This window comes from Pseudoduganella guangdongensis (assembly GCF_009857475.1).
Lineage (GTDB): Bacteria > Pseudomonadota > Gammaproteobacteria > Burkholderiales > Burkholderiaceae_D > Rugamonas > Rugamonas guangdongensis.
This window is the reverse complement of the sequence record NZ_WWCJ01000012.1, coordinates 1-21,373: the sequence shown is the minus strand read 5'-3', so window position 1 is coordinate 21,373 and position 21,373 is coordinate 1. Positions and strand designations below refer to the sequence as shown.

At 68.7% G+C, this 21,373-nt stretch carries 17 protein-coding genes; 10 read left to right on the top strand and 7 right to left on the bottom strand.

Features of this window, described 5'->3' with window-relative positions; translation table 11 throughout:
- Positions 1 to 3: 3 nt before the first annotated feature.
- Complete coding sequence (locus GTP41_RS17290) at positions 4 to 750, top strand: DUF481 domain-containing protein (RefSeq protein ID WP_161026825.1); 747 nt, start codon at positions 4 to 6, stop codon at positions 748 to 750.
- Here GTP41_RS17290 and GTP41_RS17285 read toward each other — a convergent pair.
- Genes GTP41_RS17285 through GTP41_RS17275 form a run of 3 tightly spaced genes read right to left on the bottom strand, consistent with a single transcriptional unit; the run spans position 747 to position 4,533 of the window.
- Positions 747 to 3,218, bottom strand: a complete 2,472-nt coding sequence (locus GTP41_RS17285; RefSeq protein WP_161026824.1) for a cbb3-type cytochrome c oxidase subunit I — start codon at positions 3,216 to 3,218, stop codon at positions 747 to 749. The two genes, GTP41_RS17290 and GTP41_RS17285, sit on opposite strands and share 4 nt — an antisense overlap.
- Complete coding sequence (locus GTP41_RS17280) at positions 3,215 to 4,156, bottom strand: cytochrome c oxidase subunit II (protein ID WP_161026823.1); 942 nt, start codon at positions 4,154 to 4,156, stop codon at positions 3,215 to 3,217. The genes GTP41_RS17285 and GTP41_RS17280 overlap by 4 nt, the downstream gene beginning before the upstream one ends.
- Positions 4,153 to 4,533, bottom strand: a complete 381-nt coding sequence (locus GTP41_RS17275; RefSeq protein WP_161026822.1) for a c-type cytochrome — start codon at positions 4,531 to 4,533, stop codon at positions 4,153 to 4,155. The genes GTP41_RS17280 and GTP41_RS17275 overlap by 4 nt, the downstream gene beginning before the upstream one ends.
- Before the next feature lie 129 nt (positions 4,534 to 4,662).
- On the opposite strand from GTP41_RS17275, the gene GTP41_RS17270 reads away from it, so the two are divergent.
- Positions 4,663 to 5,457, top strand: a complete 795-nt coding sequence (locus tag GTP41_RS17270) for a c-type cytochrome (protein WP_229502932.1) — start codon at positions 4,663 to 4,665, stop codon at positions 5,455 to 5,457.
- A 127-nt stretch (positions 5,458 to 5,584) separates the two neighbouring features.
- Complete coding sequence (locus tag GTP41_RS17265) at positions 5,585 to 6,052, top strand: hypothetical protein (protein WP_161026821.1); 468 nt, start codon at positions 5,585 to 5,587, stop codon at positions 6,050 to 6,052.
- A gap of 54 nt (positions 6,053 to 6,106) precedes the next feature.
- On the opposite strand, the gene msbA is transcribed toward GTP41_RS17265, so the two are convergent.
- Positions 6,107 to 7,927: a lipid A export permease/ATP-binding protein MsbA gene (gene msbA / locus GTP41_RS17260; protein ID WP_161026820.1), complete on the bottom strand. Its 1,821-nt coding sequence runs from the start codon at positions 7,925 to 7,927 to the stop codon at positions 6,107 to 6,109.
- Positions 7,928 to 8,027: 100 nt separating this feature from the next.
- Between msbA and GTP41_RS17255 the strand changes: the two genes are divergently transcribed.
- Positions 8,028 to 8,828, top strand: coding sequence for an isocitrate lyase/PEP mutase family protein (locus GTP41_RS17255; RefSeq protein WP_161026819.1), 801 nt, complete (start codon positions 8,028 to 8,030; stop codon positions 8,826 to 8,828).
- On the opposite strand, the gene GTP41_RS17250 is transcribed toward GTP41_RS17255, so the two are convergent.
- Positions 8,812 to 9,216: a flagellar hook assembly protein FlgD gene (locus GTP41_RS17250; protein WP_161026818.1), complete on the bottom strand. Its 405-nt coding sequence runs from the start codon at positions 9,214 to 9,216 to the stop codon at positions 8,812 to 8,814. The two genes, GTP41_RS17255 and GTP41_RS17250, sit on opposite strands and share 17 nt — an antisense overlap.
- Positions 9,217 to 9,398: 182 nt before the next feature.
- Here GTP41_RS17250 and GTP41_RS17245 point away from each other — a divergent pair, with 182 nt between their 5' ends.
- Genes GTP41_RS17245 through GTP41_RS17220 form a run of 6 tightly spaced genes read left to right on the top strand, consistent with a single transcriptional unit; the run spans position 9,399 to position 18,430 of the window.
- The gene (locus GTP41_RS17245; protein WP_161026817.1) at positions 9,399 to 11,636 is read left to right on the top strand and encodes a TonB-dependent receptor; all 2,238 of its coding nucleotides are present in this window, start codon (positions 9,399 to 9,401) and stop codon (positions 11,634 to 11,636) included.
- A gap of 9 nt (positions 11,637 to 11,645) precedes the next feature.
- The gene (locus GTP41_RS17240; protein WP_161026816.1) at positions 11,646 to 12,446 is read left to right on the top strand and encodes a carotenoid biosynthesis protein; all 801 of its coding nucleotides are present in this window, start codon (positions 11,646 to 11,648) and stop codon (positions 12,444 to 12,446) included.
- Entirely contained in the window at positions 12,443 to 13,780 is a 1,338-nt protein-coding gene (locus GTP41_RS17235) for an oxygenase MpaB family protein (protein ID WP_161026815.1), read from the top strand. Before GTP41_RS17240 ends, GTP41_RS17235 begins: the two co-directional genes overlap by 4 nt.
- A complete protein-coding gene (locus tag GTP41_RS17230; protein WP_229502931.1) occupies positions 13,774 to 17,247 on the top strand; it encodes a hybrid sensor histidine kinase/response regulator in 3,474 nt (1,157 codons plus the stop codon). The genes GTP41_RS17235 and GTP41_RS17230 overlap by 7 nt, the downstream gene beginning before the upstream one ends.
- A complete protein-coding gene (locus GTP41_RS17225; RefSeq protein ID WP_161026814.1) occupies positions 17,244 to 18,170 on the top strand; it encodes a diguanylate cyclase in 927 nt (308 codons plus the stop codon). The genes GTP41_RS17230 and GTP41_RS17225 overlap by 4 nt, the downstream gene beginning before the upstream one ends.
- The gene (locus tag GTP41_RS17220) at positions 18,149 to 18,430 is read left to right on the top strand and encodes an acylphosphatase (RefSeq protein ID WP_161026813.1); all 282 of its coding nucleotides are present in this window, start codon (positions 18,149 to 18,151) and stop codon (positions 18,428 to 18,430) included. The genes GTP41_RS17225 and GTP41_RS17220 overlap by 22 nt, the downstream gene beginning before the upstream one ends.
- A 33-nt stretch (positions 18,431 to 18,463) precedes the next feature.
- On the opposite strand, the gene lnt is transcribed toward GTP41_RS17220, so the two are convergent.
- A complete protein-coding gene (lnt, locus tag GTP41_RS17215; RefSeq protein WP_202419777.1) occupies positions 18,464 to 20,917 on the bottom strand; it encodes an apolipoprotein N-acyltransferase in 2,454 nt (817 codons plus the stop codon).
- The coding region (locus GTP41_RS17210) for a hypothetical protein (RefSeq protein ID WP_229502930.1) at positions 20,914 to 21,373 on the bottom strand (460 nt) is incomplete at its 5' end. The genes lnt and GTP41_RS17210, both read right to left, overlap by 4 nt.

Below are 21,373 nucleotides of genomic sequence, written 5' to 3'. Positions count from 1 at the left end.
GTTATGAAATACTTTACTACCTTACTCCTGGCCTCCGGCCTGGTTGCCGGCAACGCCCTGGCAGCCGAAGACATTGAACATCCGGGCAACTGGATCATCGCCGCGGAAATCGGCGCCATCACCACCAGCGGCAACACCTCGGGCACGTCGGTCACCGGCAAGTTCGAAGCCCTGCAGGACACCCCGCTGTGGAGCAACGAATACACCGGCCACGGCTACCTAAAGGAAGACCGTAACCGCATCGACGGCCAGGACGTGAACACACGTTCCGCCCAGCGCTACCAGCTGGGCGCGAAGGCGGGCTACAAGCTGATGGAAGAAAATTCCACCCTGTACATGCTGGCCTCCATGGCGGAAGACAAATTCGGCGCCTACACCCGCAGCTCGAGCGTCGGTGTCGGTCACGGCTTCCGCTGGTTCCAGTCGGACGACAAGACGCTGGACATGGAGTTCGGTCCGGGCTACTTCGACGGCAAGCGCGCCAACGGCGAGCGTGAACAGGGCATGATCGTGCGCGGCCGCGCCGCCTTCCGCTGGAAGCTGAACGACAATGCCGCCTTCGCGCAGACCCTGACGGTGGAACGCGGTTCGTGGAATATGCATTCGACCTCGGAGACCTCGCTCAGCACCCGCATCAACGGCTCGATGCAGATGAAGGCGGCGTTCCGCGCGCAGAACGATACCAGCGTGCCGGTCGACAAGCAGAATACCGATACCCAGACCTCGCTGACGCTGGTGTACTCCTTCTAAAGCCAGCGTATCAAGGCCAGGCCGGCCAGCGCCTGCGCCACGCCGCAGTGCCATAGCAGGATGGTGTTATCCAGCGTGGCCCTGCGCGCCGCCCGTAGCCCGCCGCGCGCCGCGACATACAGCGCCGCCGCCCCCAGCACCGCCGCGTGCAATCCCCCATACGCCAGCAAGGCCGCCACCGCAGCGCTCCAGGCATTGCGCTGCGGCGCCAGTCCGGCGGCCAAATGGCTGCCCAGGTCCAGCGCGAACGCCGCCAGCAGGCAAGCGCCCGCCGCCAGTAGCGGCCAGCCCTGGCGCGGACGGCGACCGCCCCACCAGGCCAACGCCGAACTGGCCGCCAGCAACGCGGCCGCCAGCCACGCCGCCTGCGCCGGCGGCAAGCGCGCCCCGGGCGGCGGGCATACTTCCAGCGCCATGCCGATATGCAGCAGCGCGAAAGCCAGGGAAGCAAAGATGGCACCGTCGACCACCACCAGTACCAGCGTCGCCCACCACGAATGCGAAGCCGAACCGCTCGCCCCAATTGGCAGCGGCACGCCGTCCCCGGCCATTGCCTCGCGCGGGGAGCCGGGCGGCAGCGGGCGGTCCAGGCCCCACAGCCAGGCCACCAGCGTCGCCAGCGCAAGTGCGCCGCACAGCCATGCCGGCAACGGCAGCTGCATTGTCAGCAGCAGGAAGAAGCCCGCCGTGCCGAGCGCACACAAGAACGGCAGCCAGCTATCGCCCGGCAGCACCAGCAAATGCGCCGGTCGGGCGGCGCGCCGGCTGGTGACCAAGGTTTCGCGCCGGCCGGTAAAGGTGCCGGGCAGCCAGTGCAGGCCGGCCTCCACCGCCCCTGCCAGGCCGGCCTGCCGCCACAAGGGCTCGGCCGAGCGCACCTCCGGCTGGCTGCGGGTGCCGTACTCGCCTTGCGGCAGCCATTCCAGCCCGCTGCTGCGCCATGGGTTGCCGTGCTCGCGCTGCGGGCGGCACAAGGTGCGCACCATGTCCAACGTGAACAGCAGCACGCCCGCCGCCAGCAGCATGGCGCCTACCGTGCTGGCCAGGTTCAGGCCGTCCCAGCCCATCGCGGCGCTATAGGTGTAGACCCGGCGCGGCATGCCGAGCAGGCCGCTGGCGTGCATCGGGAAGAACGCCACATTGGTGCCGGTGAACACCAGCCCGAACACCCAGCACGCCACGCGCTCCGACATGCGGTGCCCGTTAAACAGCGGCATCCAGAAGTAGGCCGCCGCCAACATGGGGAAGACCAGACCGCCCACCAGCACGTAATGCAGGTGGGCGACGATGAAGTAGGTATCGTGCGCCTGCAGGTCGAACGGCACCGCGGCCACCATGACGCCCGTCAGGCCGCCCAGCACGAAAACCAGCAGGAAGCCGAAGATGAACAAGGTCGGCGCGTTCAGCTGCACCCGGCCGCGCCACATGGTGGCGATCCAGGCGAAGACCTGCAGCGCCGTCGGGATGGCGATGGCCATGCTGGCGGCGGACACCAGCATGGTCTCCAACTGCCCCAGGCCGGCAGTGAACATATGATGCATCCATAGCGCGAAACTCAATGCGCCCACGGCGACCAGCGAGACGATGACGGCGCGCCGCGCCACCAGCGGCGTCTGCACCAGCGCCGGCAGCATGGCCGACACCATGCCGGCGGCGGGCAGGAAGATGATGTACACCTCGGGGTGGCCGAAGAACCAGAACAGGTGCTGCCACAGCAGCGGGTCGCCGCCGCGCTCCACGATGAAGAACGGCCAGTCGTAGGCGCGCTCCAGTTCCAGCAAGGCGGTGCCGGCGATCAGCGGCGGGAAGGCGAATACCACCATCAGGGCCACCACCAGCATCGACCAGGCATAGACCGGCATGCGGGCCAGCGTCATGCCGGGCGCGCGCGTAAACAGGATGCCGATGATCAGCTCAATCGCGCCGGCGATGGCGGAGATCTCGATGAAGCCGATGCCGAGCAGCCAGAAGTCCGCGCCCAGGCCGGGCGAGTACTGCTTGCCGGTCAGCGGCGGGTACATGAACCAGCCGCCGTCCGGCGACAGCCCGAAAGCCAGCGTCACGATGAAGCCGGCGCCGCCGAAGGCGTAGGCCCAGTAGGCGTAGGCCGACAGGCGCGGGAACGGCAGGTCGCGCGCGCCCAGCATGCCTGGCAACAGGAAGACGGCGATGGCTTCCACCATCGGGATCGCAAACAGGAACATCATCACCGTGCCGTGCATGGTGAAGAACTGGTTGTAGGTGCCGGGCTGCATGAAGTCGCTGGCCGGCACCGCCAGCTGCCAGCGCATGGCCAGCGCCAGCGCGCCCGCGAACAGGAAGAAGGCGAAGGCGGTAGCCAGATAGAGGCGCCCGATGCGGGTGTTGTTGACAGTGGTCAGCGCGCGCCATCCGCGCGGTTGGCGCCAGGCCTGCTCCAGCGCATCCAGCTCGCCGGGTGGGCGCGGGAGATGGTTCGGGGTGCTCATCGCAGGCTCTCCAGCCATGCGGCTAGCGCCTGCAGATCCTCCGGCGGCAGGCTGCTGGGCGGCATGCGGGCGCCGGGCTTGGCGGCTTGCGGGTTGGCGATCCAGCCGAGCAAGGCGGCGCGGGTCATTGGCAGCGTGCCGGCGGCCAGGGAGCGGCGGCTGGCGAGATGGGTCAGGTCGGGGCCGAGCGTAGCCCCTTCCGCCACGCCGCGCACGGCATGGCAGGCATTGCAGCGCGCGGCCAGGAAGACTTGCCGGCCGCGTGCCACCGTCGCGCTCACCACCGCCTGCGGCGCGGGCGTGGCGGGGCTGGCTTGCTGCGCGAGCCAGGCGTCGAAGGCGGCGGGCGGCTGCACCAGCACGTCGAGCGCCATGCCGGTGTGCTGGGTGCCGCAGTATTCTGCGCATGGGGCGCGGTAGTGGCCGGGTGTGTCGGCTTGCAGTGTCAGGCCGTGCAAGCGGCCGGGAACCATGTCGACCTTGCCGCCCAGCGCGGGAACCCAGAAGGCGTGCAACACGTCGGCGGAGGCCAGCGCCAGGTAGACGCGCTCCCCGGCCGGCAGCCTGATTTCGTTCGCGAGCACCGCCTGGCGACCGCTGCGCGTATCGCGGTAGCGCACCTCCCACCACCACATATGGGCGGTGACGCTGACGTGGATGCGGGCCGCGCCGGAGAACGGCCACGCCAGGTGCGAGGCCTGCCAGCCGGACCACGCCATCAGGGCGGCCAGCAATGGTATCGGGACCACCAGGCCGCCGCCCACCACCAGCCAGCGTGACCACGACTTGCCGCGCCGTCCGCGCACGGCGGCGACGGCAAGCACCGCCACCAACAGGAAGATGAGCGCGCCCGCGCCGAATAGCAACCAGGCCAGGCGCGCCAGCACCACTGCATCAGGGCCGGCGGGCGACAGGATGGATTGCAGTGCCGGCGTCATTCCAGCGAGTAGAGATAGGCGGCCATATGGCGCGCGTCTCTTTCGGAGACGCCCATATCGGGCATCAGGCTGCCCGGCGCCATGGTTTGCGGGTCGGCGATCCAGCGCACCAGCACCTCTTGCCGGTTCGGCCAGCGTCCGGCGATGTAGCTGCGCAGCGCGAAGCGTTCCAGCGACGGACCTGCGCTGCCGCGCGCGGCGTCCACTTCGGGAATCCGGTGGCAGCTGCCGCACTGGTATTGCGCCAGTAGTTGTTGGCCCTGGCGCGCATTGCCGCCGTCGATTGCAGGGGCGGCGGGCTTGGCGGGGTGGCAGGCGCACAGGAGCAGCATGCCGCAGGCGCCTGCCGCGTGGAGCGCAATTTGCTGGATGTGCATGATGCTTTCCTGCACGAATCGTCCCTGCCTTTCCGCTGCCGGCTCCTATAATCCACCGCAGACATCATCAACCTTTTCCCGACTGTGCGTCGCCTTCTTGCCATCGCTGGTGCGTCCTTGTGCCTCGCCTTGCTGGTTGCGCTGCTTGGCGCAGCGCTGGTGCTGCAGGCCGGGTGGTATGACGCGTCGGCGGTTCGGCCGCATTTCCAGTTTGTGCATACACTGCTGGAACGGGGCATGCAACAGTCGGTGCGCTTCCATGCGAGGGGCATTCAAGCGCCGGAGCCGGCCGCGCAAGCAGTTGCGCGCGGGGGGGCGGCGTTCCGGCGCAGTTGCGAGCAGTGTCATGGCGGGCCGGGTGTGGCGCAGGGGGCGATCGGGTTAAGCATGCAGCCGGTGCCTGGGCCGCTTGCCGATGCGGCGCGCCGTTGGAGGCCGCGCGAGCTGTACTGGATTACCGCCAAGGGGATCAAGATGAGCGGGATGCCGGCTTGGGGCTTTCACCTGCCGGAACAGGAGATCTGGGATATCGTGGCTTTCCTTGGCGCGCTGCCGGGCATGACGCCGGCTGCTTACCAGGAGATCGCGGTGGCGCCGCCATCGACTGCGCAGCCAGTGGACGTCAGCGGCAGCAACGCCCCCACCGGCGGCAATCGCGCGCGCGGGAGATTGGCGCTGACGCAGTACGCCTGCCATTCCTGCCACCTGCTTCCTGGCGTGACGGGGCCACAAACCTTTGTCGGTCCGAACCTGGATGGTCTCGGACAGCGCGCCTTCATCGCCGGAAAATTGCCGCGCACCGAGGAAAATCTCATACGCTGGATCATGGCGCCGCAGGAGGTCAAACCCGGTAGCAGCATGCCGCCACTGGGCGTCAGCGAACGCGACGCGCGCGATATGGCGGCCTACCTCTTGGAGCACTGAGAGGCGACGCCCGAAAACCCTGGAATTTCTTATTCGCTCTTAATCACTCTTTTTTTCTCTTGTTTGAACTATTTCGCTCTTAAATTGGTCTAAATCGGCATTCCAACGTGAAAGAGGGAGAGTCGCCATGACCCATTTATTATTCAGCCTGCCCGCATCGCTCGAAACTTACCAGTCGCTGGGCAACTTTATGTATGAGCATGGGATCGAAGAGGAAATGTACGTCGTGGTCGATCGCGTCATCAGCGAATGGATGGCCGGCATTTCCGATAAGAAGGCAAAGGCCTCAGCCACCACAATCGACGGGTATCAGTGGAAAGACGTTTTTCTGCCCGCCGGTACCCTACTGCGAAATGTCTATCGACGGACCAGCTACCTGGCTCGCGTTGAAGGACGCGATATCCTCTTTGACGGTCAAAGCGTTTCGCCAGCCCAGTTTGTGAACGCAGTGAGTGGAAACTGCCGAAACGCCTGGACCACCGTGTGGGTTCGCTTCCCCAACGATAATGAGTGGAAACGGGCCTTAACACTACGCAAGACCACCCGCGTATTCAAGAGCAAACAAGACCGAATAAGAGAAAAAAAGAGTGAATAAGAGCGTTTAAGAGATTCCCCGTTTTGCGCGACAGGTATGTCGGGGTGCTCGCACTTATTGGTCCAACTGCTTTTGGGTCTGATACAGACGCGCGTAAATGCCGCCTTTTTCGAGGAGCGCCTCGTGGGTGCCCTGCTCCGCGATGCTGCCCGCCGCCATGACCACGATGCGGTCGGCGTTTTCGATGGTGGAGAGGCGGTGCGCGATCACCACCGTGGTACGGCCCTGCATCAGCTTCTCAAGCGCCGCCTGCACCTGGCGTTCCGACTCCGTATCCAGCGCGCTGGTCGCCTCGTCCAGGATCAGGATCGGCGCATCTTTGTACAACGCCCGCGCGATCGCGAGGCGCTGACGCTGGCCGCCGGACAAACGCAGTCCATTCTCGCCGACTTCGGTCTGGTACCCCTGCGGCTGGCGCATGATGAACTCGTGCGCATAAGCCGCACGCGCCGCCGCCTCCACGCGCCCCAGATCCGGCGTCGGGTCGCCGTAAGCGATATTTGCCGCCAGCGTGTCATTGAACAGCACCACATCCTGGCTCACCAACGCAATCTGGCTGCGCAGGTCCGGCAAACGGTACTCGCGCAAGTCGACGCCATCGAGCAGGATGCGACCGCTGGCCACATCGTAGAAGCGCGGCAGCAAGCTGGCCAAGGTCGTCTTACCGCTGCCCGAACCGCCCACCAGCGCCACGGTTTCACCGGCAGGAATATCCAGCGACACCGAACGCAGCGCCGGTGCCGCCTCGTTATCATCCAGGTTATAGCGGAAGCCCACATCCTCCAGCACGATGCGGCCCTGGGCGCGCGCCAGCGAGCGCGTACCCGTATCCGCCTCCAACGGGGCATCAATCAAACCGAACACCGACTCCGCCGCCGCCAGCCCGCGCTGCAGCGGCTCATTCAGCTTGGTCAGGTTCTTGATTGGCGTCTGCATCGCCATCAGGCAGGTAATGAAGGCCACGAAAGCGCCCGGCGTCAGCGCCCCCTCCTGCGCCCGCAGCAAAGCGTAATAGATCACCGCCGACAACGTCGCCCCCACCATCAGCATGATCAGGCCCGAATTCATCGCCGCAGTCGAGGCATGCTTCACCGCCAGGCGGCGATTCAGGTTCACTACCTCATCGAAGCGCTTCTGCTCATATGCCTGTCCGCCGAAAATCTTCACCACACGCTGACCGCCGATGCTCTCGTCCAGCACCCGCGTCAGCTCGCCCATGGCATGCTGCGCGCTGGAACTCAGGCGGCGCATGCGGCGCGCCGCCACCGTCACCACCAGCGCCACCAGCGGCAGCAAGGCCAGGCAGAACAGCGCCAGTTTCCAGTCGATCTGGAACAAGGAAGTCAGGAAGCCCGCCACTGCCACGAAATCGCGCACGGCGATGGTCAGCACGCTCAAGCCGGCCTGGGTCACCTGCGTGGCATCGAAAGCGATGCGCGACAAGGTGGTGCCGGTGGACGACTGGTCGAAATAGCGGTTCGGCAGGCGCAGCACGCGGTTGAACATCTGTCCGCGCACATTGGCCTGCACGCGCTGGGTCAGCCACGCCGAACCATAATCGCCGCAGAAGGTGCTCACCATGCGCAGCACTGCCAGCGCCATGATCAGCGCCGGGATCGCCCACAGCGCCGCCGCGGCGGGATCGGACGGCAGCACGCGGTCCAGCACAGCGTGCACGCCGCCTAACATGGCCGATTGCGGCATCGCGCCGCCCAGGGCGCTCGGCTGCACCGCGTCCACCACGTTCTGCAACTGGCGGATCAGCAGCACATCGGTCAGCGAAGCCACGCCCACGCCGAGCAGGGTCACCAGGGCCGCCCATTTATAAGGCAGGAATTCTTTCAGCAGGCGGACGTAGAGTTGGCGGCTTTGCACTATCGTTATGGGAATCATTGGCAACCCCGCATTGTACCAAAGCAGGAATGCGGCAACCGTGGCAGAATGGCCTGCTCCTCAATGTTAAGGAAAAGACCATATGCGCAACGACAGCCAATTCCATGCCCTGCACCAGGAAGGCATCCTGCTGCTGGCCAATTGCTGGGACGGCGGCACGGCCCGCATCGCCGCCCTCACCGGCGCCAAAGCCCTCGCCACCAGCAGCGCCGCCGTGGCCTGGGGCCACGGTTATGGCGACGGTTCCCAACTGCCCACCGCCCTGCTGCTGGAAACCGTGCGCGACATCGAGCGCGCCAGCGCCCTGCCGTTGACGGTCGATATCGAAGACGGCTACTCGGCTGACCCGGAAGTGGTGGGCCAGTTTGTCGCCCAGCTGCTGCAGGCAGGCGTGGTCGGCATCAATATCGAGGATGGCAGCGCCGCGCCGGAGCTGTTGGCGCGCAAGATCAGCGCCGCCCGCGCCGCCGCCGATGCCGCAGGCGTGCGCCTGTTCATCAACGCCCGCTGCGACGTATACCTGAAAGGACTAGCCGAGCCGGGCGCGCGCGTCGCCGAGACGCTGCGCCGCGCCGCCATTTACCAGCAAGCCGGCGCCAGCGGCCTGTTCGCGCCTGGCGTCACCGATGAAGGCGAGATCGCCGCCCTGGTCCAAGGCTGCAGCCTGCCGCTCAATGTGCTGGCGCGCCCCAACCTGGCGCCGCCGGCGCGCCTGGCCGAACTGGGCGTGCGGCGCCTGAGCGCCGGCTCCGCCCCGGCGGAAGCCATGCTGGGCCGGCTGCGCGCCTATATGGAGCGCTTCCAGCAGACAGGTGCCATCGACGATGAGCAAACCTTCGCCTACGGCCCGCTCAACGCGCTGATGTCTACTGCACGATCGTAGGCTCGTTCCAGTAGAAGACCAGATCCTTGTTGCGCCCGGCCTGCACGTGTAGGTCGCGGCGCTGCACCTGGCCTTCGGCCGCCGTGGCGGTCACGCGGTAGCGTCCCGGCGCCAGGTTGACGAACATCAGCGGACCGGCGTCGCGCGCCTGCAGCGTGGTAGCGCCGGCGCGGTCGGTGATTTCCACCTGCACGTCCGAACGGTACTCGCCGCTGCCACGGGTGGCAAAAGTCATGCGCACGTTGTAATCGGGTTTGCTGGCCAGCATCTGGCTGCGTTCCTCCAGACCCACGCCGCCCGTTACGAACGGCGGTTCGCCGGCCGCCAGGGCCACGCCCAGCACGCTGCAGGCCAGGGTGCAGGCCACGGTAAAGTTGCGTACAAGCATGATCGACTCCTTCCTTACGATAAGCATGCCGCCAGTATTGCGCCGTGCGCCGCGCGCCGCTATCGGTGTTCGTAGGGAGTCAGTGTCGGGGAAAGCCTACACCGCCCTATTTCCGAGCGACACGAAATGTTAGACTCTTGATCTTTGCAAGTTACCGCAGCAACGTTATCAAAAGAGTCATCATGTTGAATCACAGGGCGCGCTTGCGCCCATCTTTGCTGGCGGCCGCCGTCGCCAGCGCCCTTTGCGCGCCGGTGTTTGCGCAAAGCGACACCGACAACGAACTGCCCGAAGTCCTGGTGACCGCGCAGCGCATCGCCACGCCCGAATCGCGCACCCCGGTCGCCATGTCGGTGCTGGACGGCGAGCAGCTCGCCAAGCTGGGCATCGACAACGCGGCCGGCATCGGCAAGCGCCTGCCAAACGTGCACCTGGACGGCGCGGCCGACGGCCTGCGCATCACCATTCGCGGCGTCTCCAATTCCGACGCCACCGAGAAAGGCGACCCTTCGGCCGCCTTCATGCAGGACGGGATCTATATCGCCCGCCCGCAAGCCCAGACCCTGAGCTTCCTCGACGTCGACCGCATCGAAGTGCTGCGCGGCCCGCAAGGCACCCTGTACGGCCGCAACACGACCGCCGGCGTGGTTAACGTGATCAGCAACGCGCCGCTGGCACGGCTGGAAGGCGCCGCCAGCCTGGCGTTGGGCAGCTACAACGCGCGCATCGCCAGCGGCATGCTGAACGTGCCCGCCACCGACTGGCTGGCGCTGCGCGCCGCCGTCGCCCTGCACAAGCACGACAGCTACCTGCGCAACGGCCAGGGCACCGGCTTTGAACTGGGCCAGGACCGCGACGACCGCGCCGCGCGCCTGTCCGCCAAAGTGGCGCTGGCGCCCGCCGCCTCCCTGCTGCTGCGCTACGAGCACGCCACCCTGGACGGTAATATCGACAACATCGTCCCCGACACCAATTTCTTCAGCGGCGTCGCCAGCGGCAAGCCGGTGTGGCGCGACGCCAGCACCGCGCAGTACCTGACCAACAGCTTCAAGCCGTTCAACACCCGCCTGGAGCAGGGCTATAACCACAAGACGCTGCGCAACGCCGGCGCCGAACTTGCGTGGGAGCTGGGCCCGGCCACCCTGCACTACCTGGCTTCGCACCGCAAGGCCGACCACGATTTCCGCGCCAACTTCTACTACCGCGCGCTGCCCACGCTGGCGATCGGCGTGCATGAGGACTTCCAGGGCAGCCAGCGCCAGGATTCGCACGAACTGCGCCTGTCCAGCACTGGCAGTGGCGCCCTCAAGGCGCAAGGCGGCCTGTATTACTTCCGCGAGGAGTCGCACCAGCTATACGGCTTCCGCGGCCTGCAGGCGCTCAAGCAGCCGCCATACTACGTGTTCCCGCACGGCCCGACCATCGCCCGCAGCCGCGCCGCCTTCGGCCAGCTCACCTACAGCCTGACGCCGGCCCTGCGCGCCACCGCCGGCGCGCGCTACACCAGCGACGGGAAATCGCGCGTCGGCAGCACCAACTTCCAGCAGGGGCCCGTGTTCAACCCGGCCACCGACCTGCAAGTGCTGAACAACGCGTCGGTGCAGGGCCACAAGAGCACCTGGAAGCTGGGCGCGGAAGTCGACCTGGCGCCCGCCGCCATGGCCTATGCCAGCCTGGCCACCGGCTACAAGTCGGGCGGCTTCAACGACGGCTGCCTGGCCGGTTCCAGCGCGCTTGGCCTCCCGTGCCCGGCCGCCGTCGCGGTGCCGGCCGGCGCCCTGTTCTACCAGCCCGAGACGCTGAAATCCTGGGAAGCGGGGCTGAAAGCGCGCTTCTGGGACAAGCGCGCCAGCCTGAACCTGGCCGTCTTCCACTACGACTACACCAATATGCAGCTGTCCGGCGTGGCCATCGTCGCCGGCGCGCCGCGTTTCATGACCCAGAATGCCGGCGCGGCCAGCGTCAAGGGCCTGGAGCTGGACGGCCAGGTGCGCGCCGGCAGCGCCGACCGCTTCAGCTACGGCCTGACCCTGCTCGACGCGCACTATGTGTCGTACCGCCCGAACGGCGTGCTGTCCTGGGCCGGCCAGCCGCTGGACCGCGCGCCGCGCTCAGTGCTGAACCTGGGCTGGGAGCACACTTTCCGCCTGCCAGGCGCCGCCCTTTTGGCGGGCGTCAATGCGCGCCGCAGCGCGGCGTATAACATCAGCGTCTCGAACCAGCTGCTGCAGTACCGCATCCCGGCCCGCACCGCCAGCGACTTCACGCTCGGCTACCGGCCGGACGGCGGCGCCTGGAGCCTGCTGGCGCGCGTCAAGAATATGGAAAACAAGGTGCAGCCGATCACCATCGACAGCTTCGGCATGGCCGTGCCGAGCGAGCCAAGGACGGTCGATATCCGCCTGGATTACCGCTTTTAAAGGAGAACCATGAAGTCGCTGCAGAACCATGTGCCACGCCTGTCCCTCATTCTGCTGGCGGCTTTCCTGGCGCTGCTCGCCTGGCGCAGCTACGGTGAAACCACGGCGCTGCTGATGGTGAGTTCGGTGCTGATGTTCGGCTGCTGCCTGGCCAGTGCCAGCCACCTCTTGGGCCCGCGCGCCGCGCTGCGCTTCGCCGCCATCGGCGTGGTGCTGGGCTGGATCGCCGAGCAGCTGGGCGCCACCCAGGGCTGGTTCTTCGGCTCCTACACCTACACCGAGGTGCTCGGCCCGCGCGTCGGCGCCGTGCCCTTCATCATTCCGCTGATGTGGTTCGCCCTGTGCTACGTGGCCTACGTGATCTCCAACCTGATCGTCTGGCAAGCCCCCACCGACGGCGCGCCGGGCCTGCGGCAAACCCTGGTGATGTCTTTCCTGGGCGCCATGCTGGTCACCGCCTACGACCTGGGCGCCGACCCGTACATGGTGTTCACGCTCAAGGCCTGGATCATGACCAAAACCGACGGCGGCTGGTTCGGCGAAACCCTGCAGGGCTTTGTCGGCTGGATGGCCGTCTCCTTCGCCATCATCGCCGCCTTTCGCGCCACGCTGCGGCGCCAGCCGCCCGCCGCCAGCGCACCGGTTTCGCCGCTGTACGCGGCGGTGCCGCTGTTGATCTACGGCGGCAGCATGGCCTTTCAGGCGCTGCAGGGCAGCCCGATCGAGACCCGCACCATTGCGCTGTTCGCCATGGGCATCCCGCTGCTGGCGGCGCTGTGCGGCTGGTCGCGCTGGAAAGCAGCGGCATGAGCGCCGCCCTGCGCGCCGATCCGCTGGCCGACGACACCATCGCCGCCATCCTGGCCGGCTACGGCGGCAGCCAGTGGGAGGCCATTGCCCTCGTCAACCGCTTGCTGGCGCAGTGGCAGAGCAACGCCGACGTGCAGGGCTGGCAGGCGCCGGACGGCACGCCTGCGCCCATCGCTGCCGCGCTGCAGGCCTACCTGGCTGCCGCTGCCACCTTGCCGGCATGGGCCGACGCGGCCCGCATCGAACGCGCCGAGGAGCTGTTCTTCGACATGAGCATGCTGTCCTGCAGCCTGCTGTTCTGCGCCAGCCTGCCTGAGTGCTACGTGGTGCCGGACCTGGCCGGCGTGCTGCACGTGGCCGGCCAGCTGGAAGCGCACTGCGACTACCGCGTGCGCTCCACGGCGGCCATGATCTTCCCGGTCATGATGAAGGGCGGCCTGGCCAGCCCGCAAGGCGGCGGCATCGCGCAAATCCTCAAGGTGCGCCTGATCCACGCCACCATCCGCCACCTGATCGTGCGCGGCAATCCGGCGCAGGCCGCCGGCGCCGCCGTGCCGGCGCTGGACGCGCCCTGCCGCCACCTCTACGACACCCTGTACAACCATGGCTGGGACGTGCCCGCCAACGGCCTGCCCTGCAACCAGGAGGAGCTGGCCTACACCCTGCTCACCTTCCACTACATCTTCCTGCGCGGCCTGCGCCGGCTCGGCCTGGGCCTGGCGCCGCAGGACGAGGAAGCCTACCTGCATGCCTGGAACGTGGTGGGCCACGTGCTCGGCATCGAGGACGGCCTCTTGACGCACGACATGGCGCAGGCCGAGGCCAGCTTCGCGGCGCTGCAGGCGCGCGGCCGCCAGTCGCCCTTCCTGCCCGACCCGCGCCCGGCGCTCGGTGCGGCCCTGATGCGGGCGATGCAGGACCAGATCCCGCTGCGGCTCCTGAAACCATTCCCCGTGCTGCTCACACGCTACCTGTGCGGCGACGCGGCGCGCATCGACCTGGCGCTGGACCAGCGCGTCAACCTGCTCTCGCGCGCCTTGTTCGGCGCCGGCATGGGGCTGGCGCGCGCCATCGACAGCGTGGTGCGCCTGGCCTTGCCCGGCTTCTCGATCTGCCGCATGATGACGCGCATCGTCGGCTACCAGTTCACCGTCAAATTCCTGATGAACCAGACCCGCCCCCTCAAACTTCCGCCCGCCCTGCTGAACCAGGTCGGCCACACCGTGCGCGCCTGGGGCGACGACCCCAAGGCGCCGCGCTGGATGAACGCGCTGGAGGCGCGCCTGGCCGGCCGCAAGGCACGCCGCGCCGCGCCAGGCGGCCAGCCATGCTGAACGCCGCGGTGCAGTGGATGGCGCGCCTGGCCTGCCTGCTGGCAGTGCTGCTGTGCGCGCCGGCGCACGCCGCCGCGCCACTGGTGCTGGACGAGCGCAGCGGCGCGCATGAGGCCTGGCCCGCCGTCACCATCCTGAAGGACCCGGGCGGAGTGTTGAGCGCCGCCGAGGCGCTGGCCGCCAGCGCGCAATTCACCAAGCCGGAGTCGGCCTACGCCACGCTTGGCGTGCACAAGGACGCCGTGGTGTGGGTGCGCATTCCCGTCGCGGTGCCGGCCGAGGCCAGCGGCGAATGGATGCTGCACATCGACTATTCGCAGATCAACCGGGCCGACATCTTCGCCGCCACCGGCGGCATCCTGCACAGCCACACGGTGAGCGGCAACCTGCAGCCGGTCACGGTGCCCGATGGCGGCGGACGCACGCCCGCCGCCGCGCTGCGCCTCAAGCCCGGCATGGAGCACGTCGTCCTGCTGCGCATCGAGAACATCGGCTCCATGATCCTGCCGATCCGCTTTTCCAAGCCGGCGCGCTACCACGCCGCAGCGCTGGCCGAGCAGATGCTGCAGGGGATGCTGCTGGGCCTGAGCCTGTGCCTGCTGCTGTATAGCCTGGCGCAGTGGGTCAACCTGCGCGAGCCGCTGTTCGGCAAGTTCGCCTTGCTGATCGCCGGCACCACCCTGTTCTCGCTCGAGTTCTTCGGCTTGGGCAGCCAGTACCTGTGGCGCGACAATGTCTGGATGACCTTGCACGCCGGCGGCCTGTTCGCCCTGATGGCCTCGTGCGGCGGCTACCTGTTCGTCGAGCAGGCGCTGGCGCGCCCCGGCGTCGACCGCATCTTCTCGCGCCTGATGAAAGGCGGCGCCGCCCTGGCCGCCCTGTGTGCGCTGGCCTACAGCTTCGACCTGTTCAGCGTGGAAGTGCTGGTGGTCTTTGTCAGCACCCTCGGCCTGCTGCCCATGCTGCTTGGCCTGCCCGGCGCCTTCCTGCGCGCGCGGCGCGGCGACACGGTCGGCATTTACTTCCTGGTCGGCTGGGCGGTCAGCTTCGCCTCCTCGGTGGTGCTAAGCCAGGTTATCAGCGGCAAGTTGGCCGCCAATTTCTGGACCATGCACGCCCTGCAGTTCGGCAATGCCTTCGACATGCTGGTGTTCATGCGCATCCTCGGCCTGCGCACCAAGGCCATGCAGAACGCCATGCTGCGCGCCGAGGCGGCGACCCGCCTCAAGTCCGACTTCCTGGCCAATATGAGCCACGAAATCCGCACCCCGATGAACGCCATCATCGGCATGAGCCGCCTCGCCCTGATGAGCGACCCGTCGCCCAAGCAGCGCAACTACCTGTCCAAGATCCTCGGCGCGGGCGAGCATTTGCTGGGCGTGATCAACGACATCCTCGATTTTTCCAAGATCGAGGCGGGCAAGCTGGCGCTGGAAAAAGTGCCGTTCGACCTGGACGAAATGCTGGACCACCTGTCCACCCTGACCGCGGTCAAGACCGACGCGCGCAAGGTGGAGCTGGTGTTCCGCGTGGAACGCGGCGTGCCGCACAAACTGGTGGGCGACCCGCTGCGCCTGGGCCAGGTCTTGATCAACCTGGCCGGCAACGCCGTCAAGTTCACCGAGCGCGGCGAGATCGTGGTGGCGGTCAAGCTGGTCGAGCACAGCGCCGACGGCGCGCTGCTCACCTTCAGCGTCAGCGATACCGGCATCGGCATGGACGAGGACCAGCTGGCGCGCCTGTTCCAGTCCTTCAGCCAGGCCGACAGCTCGATCACCCGCAAGTACGGCGGCACCGGCCTGGGCCTGAGCATTTCGCGCCAGCTGGTCGAGCTGATGGGCGGCAGCATCAAGGTCACCAGCACGCCCGGCGTCGGCAGCCGCTTCAGCTTCACCGTCAAGCTGGGCGTGGGCGACGCCGCCGCCGCCACCGTGGCCCTGCCCGCGAGCGCGCTGCAGCAGGCGCGCGTGCTGGTGGTGGACGACAGCGCCAGCGCGCGCGAAGCCCTGGTCGAGATGCTGGGCTCCTTCGGCGTGGCGGCGCACAGCGCCAGTTCCGGCGAGCAGTCGCTGAACATGCTGGCGCGCGCGGTCGATGCCGGCGCCCCTTACCAGGTGGTGCTGATGGACTATATGATGCCGGGCTGGGACGGGGTGGAAACCATCCACCGCATCCACGCCGACCCGCGCTTCAGCGCCCCGCCGGCCATCCTGATGGTCACCGCCTGCACCCGCGAAACCGTGCTGCAGCAGGAAGGCGAGCTGCCGCTGCAAGGCTTCCTGACCAAGCCGGTCGGCCCGGCCCTGCTCTATCACAGCCTGCTGCAGGTGCTGCGCCCCGAGCTGGCGCGCCCGGCCGCCGTCGGCGCGCCAGGCGCGCGCGGCGTGGCCGCCGAGGAACTGGCGCGCCTGGCCGGGGCCCGCGTCCTGCTGGTGGAGGACAACGCCAACAACCGCGAAGTGGCGCTCGACTTCCTGGCCACGGCCCGCATCCAGGTCGATGTCGCGCTGCACGGCGGCGAGGCGCTGCGCATGGTGCAGCAGGGCGACTACGACCTGGTGCTGATGGACGTGCAGATGCACGAGATGGACGGCCTGACTGCCGCGCGCCAGATCCGCGCCCTGCCCGGCCTGCGCCAGCCGCCGATCCTGGCCATGACCGCGCACGCCATGCCGGAGGACGAGGCCAAGAGCCTGGCGGCCGGCATGAACGGCCATATCACCAAGCCGATCGACCCCGACCTGCTGTTCCGCGCCCTGCTGCACTGGATCGACCCGGCGCGCCTGGTCGGGCGCACCCTGCCCGAAGCGCCGCCGGCCGCCCCGGGCGCAGCCGGCGCGCCGCCGGCGCTGGCCTACCCGCCACTGGCCGGCGTCGACTGGCACTACGCCCTGGCGCGCGCCGACCGCCAGCCGTCCGTGCTGGCGCGCCGCATGCGCAGCTTCTGCAACGAGTACGGCGACGGCCCGGCCCAGCTGGAGGCCGCGCTGGCCGGCGGCAGCTGGGGCCCGGTCGAGCGCCTGGCGCATAACCTGAAGTCCAGCGCCACCTACCTGGGCGCGCCAGGCCTGGCGCAGTTGGCCGACATCGTGGAGGCCGGCGTGCGCGACGGCCGTCCCGAGCGCTGCCTGGCCGAGGCGCGCGAGATGGCGCAGGTGCTGGCCCACATCCTGGCCGGCTTCGCCAACGCCCTGCAGCCTGCCGCCAGCAACGCCGACGCCGGCGACGCCAGCGGCGCGGCGGACCTGGCCAGCCTGCTGCGCGCGCTGGAATCGCATTTGCGCGCCGACGACGCGCGCGCCGAGGATGTGCTGACCGAACTGGCGGCCCTGCTGGCCGCCTCGCCGCACGGCGGCCTGGTGGCGCGCATGCAGCGCGCGGTGGATGAAATCGAATATCATGAGGCTTTGGCGCCGCTGGCCGAGCTGGCGCGCCGGCTGCAGGTGGAAACGGAAACCGACCGATGAACGGGGAAGCGCAAAAGGTCCTGATCGCGGACGACGACGGCATCAACCGCCAGGTCCTGGCGACCCTGCTCAAGCCCGACCACGTCGTGCTGCTGGCCAAATCCGGCGAACAGGCGCTGGAGCGCGCCCAGCGCCACCTGCCGGACCTGGTGATGCTGGACGTGATGCTGCCCGACATGGACGGCTACGAAGTGCTGCGCCGCCTGCGCGCCGACCCCGCCACCGCCCATATCGAAGTCATTTTCATCACCGGCATGGGACGCCCGGAGGACGAGGCGCGCGGCCTGAAACTGGGCGCGGCCGACTACATCACCAAGCCATTCAACAGCACCGTGGTCATGGCGCGCGTCGCCACTCACCTGCAAGTAGTGCGCCAGCGCCGCCTGCTGGAGCACCTGGCCCATATGGACGGCCTGACGGAGCTGGCCAACCGGCGCCGTTTCGACGACATCTACGCCGTGGAATGGGAGCGCGCGCGGCGCCACCAGCATGCGCTGTCGGTCGCCATCCTGGATATCGACGCCTTCAAGCAGTACAACGACCATTACGGCCACCCGGCCGGCGACCGCGTGCTGCGGGCCGTGGCGCGCGAAGCCCGCAGCGCCATGCGCCGCCCGAGCGACCTGGCGGCGCGCTACGGCGGCGAGGAGCTGGTGCTGCTGATGCCGGAAACCGACGCCGCGCAAGCGCTGTTCGTGGCCGAGGCCTTGCGCGAGGCGGTGGCGCAGCTGCTGGTGCCGCACGAGCGTTCAACCGTCAGCCCGGTGCTGACGGTGAGCATCGGCGGCGCCACCATGGCGGCCGGCGGCGCCGAGGACGCCCCCGCGCTGTTCGACGCGGCCGACGAGGCGCTGTACCGCGCCAAGGAGTCGGGCCGCAACCGCGTGAACTGGAGGCTGGAATGCGCGCCAAGCGACTCCTGATCGAAGGCCGGGTGCAGGGCGTGGGCTACCGCTACGCTTTTTCTGAACGGGCAACGGCGCTGGGCCTGGCGGGCTGGGTGCGCAACCGCGCCAATGGCGCGGTGGAGGCCAGCGTGCACGGCCCCGACGACGCCCTTGAGGCCATCATCGCCTGGGCGCACCAGGGGCCGCCGGCGGCGCGTGTTAAGCAAGTCGCTGTGCTGGACGAGACGGAGCCGGCGCCGGCCACCGGGCCATTCGCAATCCGGCCCACCGCCTAAGGCACCTTTCGCGCATTCAGCGCGCTCAACGCCTCACGCCCCCAGTATGCGCCACAGCAGCCAGGCCGGCAGCCCAAGGTACAGCGCCGCATGGGCCGCATTCTGCAGGCCGCCGCGCACCTGGCTGGCCTGGCCCGGACGCAGCGCCGCCGCCAGCAGCGAGCCGCCTTCGATCACGGTGCGCAGCAGCGTGGCGCCGAGAATGACGCCAATCGCCCACGCGGCCCACCACAGGCCAAACGCCATCAGGTAGGCTTGCAGTCCAAAGCTGTAGTACTCGCCGAACGCGCTGCCGTAGGCGATGCGCTGGTGCAGGTGGAAGGCCGGCAGCGCGAGCACCAGCGGCAGCAGCACGAATTTCGCCAACGGATGGTCCAGGCGCCAGCGGCCCAGCGCCAGGCGCGCCTGCGTGTACACGTCGAGCAAATCGGCGCCGCGCACGGCCGCACGCTGCCCCAGCGCGGCGGCAAAGCGTGCCGCGTCCGGCACGGCCAGGCCGTAGCGCCAGCGGCCTTGCCCCGCCAGTTGCAGGTCCACGCCCGGCCCGGGCAGCGGCAAGCGCCACGGCGTGAGCGCCGCCAGGTGCGCCAGGTCGATTTCCAGCCGCTGCGCTCCGCGCGCCAGCAGCAGGCGCCCGTTCGCCAGCGAGGCCTGGGCCGAGAACGCCATCAGCAGGCACCAGGCAATCGCCTCCGGCAGCACAAACAGCACAGCGATCAGGCGCAGCTGCGCCAGCGTGTTGTTGCGCAGGGTGTCGTTCAGCAGCATGGCCAGGCACATGGCCAGCAGGCCGGCCCGCGCGACCAGGCGCGCCGTGCCCGCCGCGATGCGGGCCGCCGGCGGCAGCACAAAGACGCGCAGCGGGAACTGCGCCGCCGACGCGGCGCCGCGCACCCCACCCGCGCCGCGCCGCCCCTGCCAGGCTGCCGCCAGCGCGCGTGCCGCCAGCACCAGCAGGAAGGCCGCTGCCGCCAGCCCGACCCAGTCGCCCCAGCGCACCATGAGCGTGGGTGCAGGCTGGCGCAGCGGCAGGTCGGCCACCACCAGCCCGGCGCTGCCAAGCCCCGCCCCCGCCAGTACTTCGCCATACGCATCGTAAGCCGCGCTATAGCCATTGGTGGTGACGCGGAACTGCGGCAAGCGCGTCTCGATGCTGCGGAATGCCGCCGCGGCCTGGTGCAGCCGGGCCCCCTGCCCGCCGGCGCCGAACCAGGAATCATTCGACATGGCCAGGATCACTTGCGCGCCCTGCCGCGCGCCGGCAATCGCCAGCTCCGTATCGACATCGTCGCGGCAAATCAGGGGCAGCACCGGAATCTCGCGGCCATCGGCCAGGCGCAGCGGCATGACGCGCGCGCCATTGCCCGGCAGCCAATGGCCGGCCCACGGCAGCCAGCGGCGCGCCATCGCCCCGTCGAGCCAGGTCGGCAGGTACTCGGTCAGGGGGAAAAGATGCGTCTTGCGGTAGAAGCCCGCCAGGCCGCGTCCGGGCTCCAGGAAGGCCGCCGCATTGTACTCACCCGCGCCGTCGCGCGCATAGGTGCCAAACACCAGGGGCACCCCGGCCGCGTCGGCAAAGGCCCGGATCTCGGCGTCGAACTCGGCCCCGGCCTCGCTTTTCGGATGGCCGAAGGTGGTCGGGTAGGCGGTCTCGGTCCACAGCAAAGCCTCGGCGCGCTGGCGCGTGACGGCGTCGTGGCTCATCGCAAAATGCTGGTCGAGCAGCTCGCGCACAAAGGCGTATGCGCCCTTCTGCTGCCGCTGCGCCTCGTAGTCGACGATGTTGGCCTGGATCAGGGCCATGCGCAAAGGCTTGCCGGCGGCAGCCGCGCCGGGGCCGGAGCCGTTTCCAGCGCCGGACAAGGCGTGCCAGCCGTAGGCCGCCAGCCCAAGCGGCACCAGCGCTGCCAGCGCCAACGGCCTGGCCATGGCGCGCCAGCCGCTGCGGTAGCGCGCGAACGCGCCCGCCACGCCTTCATTGGCCAGCAAGAGCAGCAGGGTCAATCCGGCCGCGCCGCCCAGGTCCGCCGCCTGGCGCAGCAAGGGTGATGGATACAGCCCGTAGCCGAGCGTGTCGCCCAGGATGCGCGGCACAAAGTGCTCGCACGCCACCCAGGACGCCGCCGCCGCCAGCGCCGGCAGCACGCCCGCCGCGCGCCGCGTGTAATAGCGCGCCAGCGCGTACGCCAGGAACTGCGGCTGGAACAGCGGCGCCGCCAGCAGCAGCAATGCGATGCCCGCCGCCTCGCCCAGCTGCGTGTAGCGCCCGAGTGCGCCGCCGAACCAGGCAAAGGCGGCGGCGCTGAACGCCACCGACATGGCCCAGGCGCACAAGAGCGTGCCAAGCGGCGAACGGCGCTGCTGCAGCGCGTCCAGCGCCACCAGCCAGGGTGCCAGCAGCACAAAGCCGAACACCCAACCCGCGCCACCGCGCGCATAGGCCGCCGCCATGATGGCGCTGGCCAGGATACAGGCAAGTATTTTCATCGTCCGGAGGATTCCACAGGAGGGGGAATGACGATACGCCGCAGCGGCAAGCCGGGCGGCGCCAGTTCCGGCGGCACCACGCGGTCGGCCGGCATGGGGATGGCCTGGCGCGCGCCGTCATACAGCTGGAAGCCGGGCGCGAACATGAGCACAGGCTCGATCACCTGGCCATCGTCGGTGACCTGGTGGTGGCGCACATAGCCTTCCGGCAGCGGAAAATCCTTCGGCACTGCCAGACCCACCAGCGGCGGGCGGGTGCCGGGCGGATTGAAGGCGCCCAGGCCGGTGTGCACGCCGTTTTCGTGCAGGCGCTTGATCACCTCGGCCATGGTGGGCTTTTCACCGCGCATGACGTAGTGGCTCAGGTCGCGCGTGGGGTCGGCGTCGCCCTCGGCAGGCGGAGCCGCGCGCGGCGTGGAAGCGCCCGCCGGAGCGCTGCCCGGCACGCCGGCCACC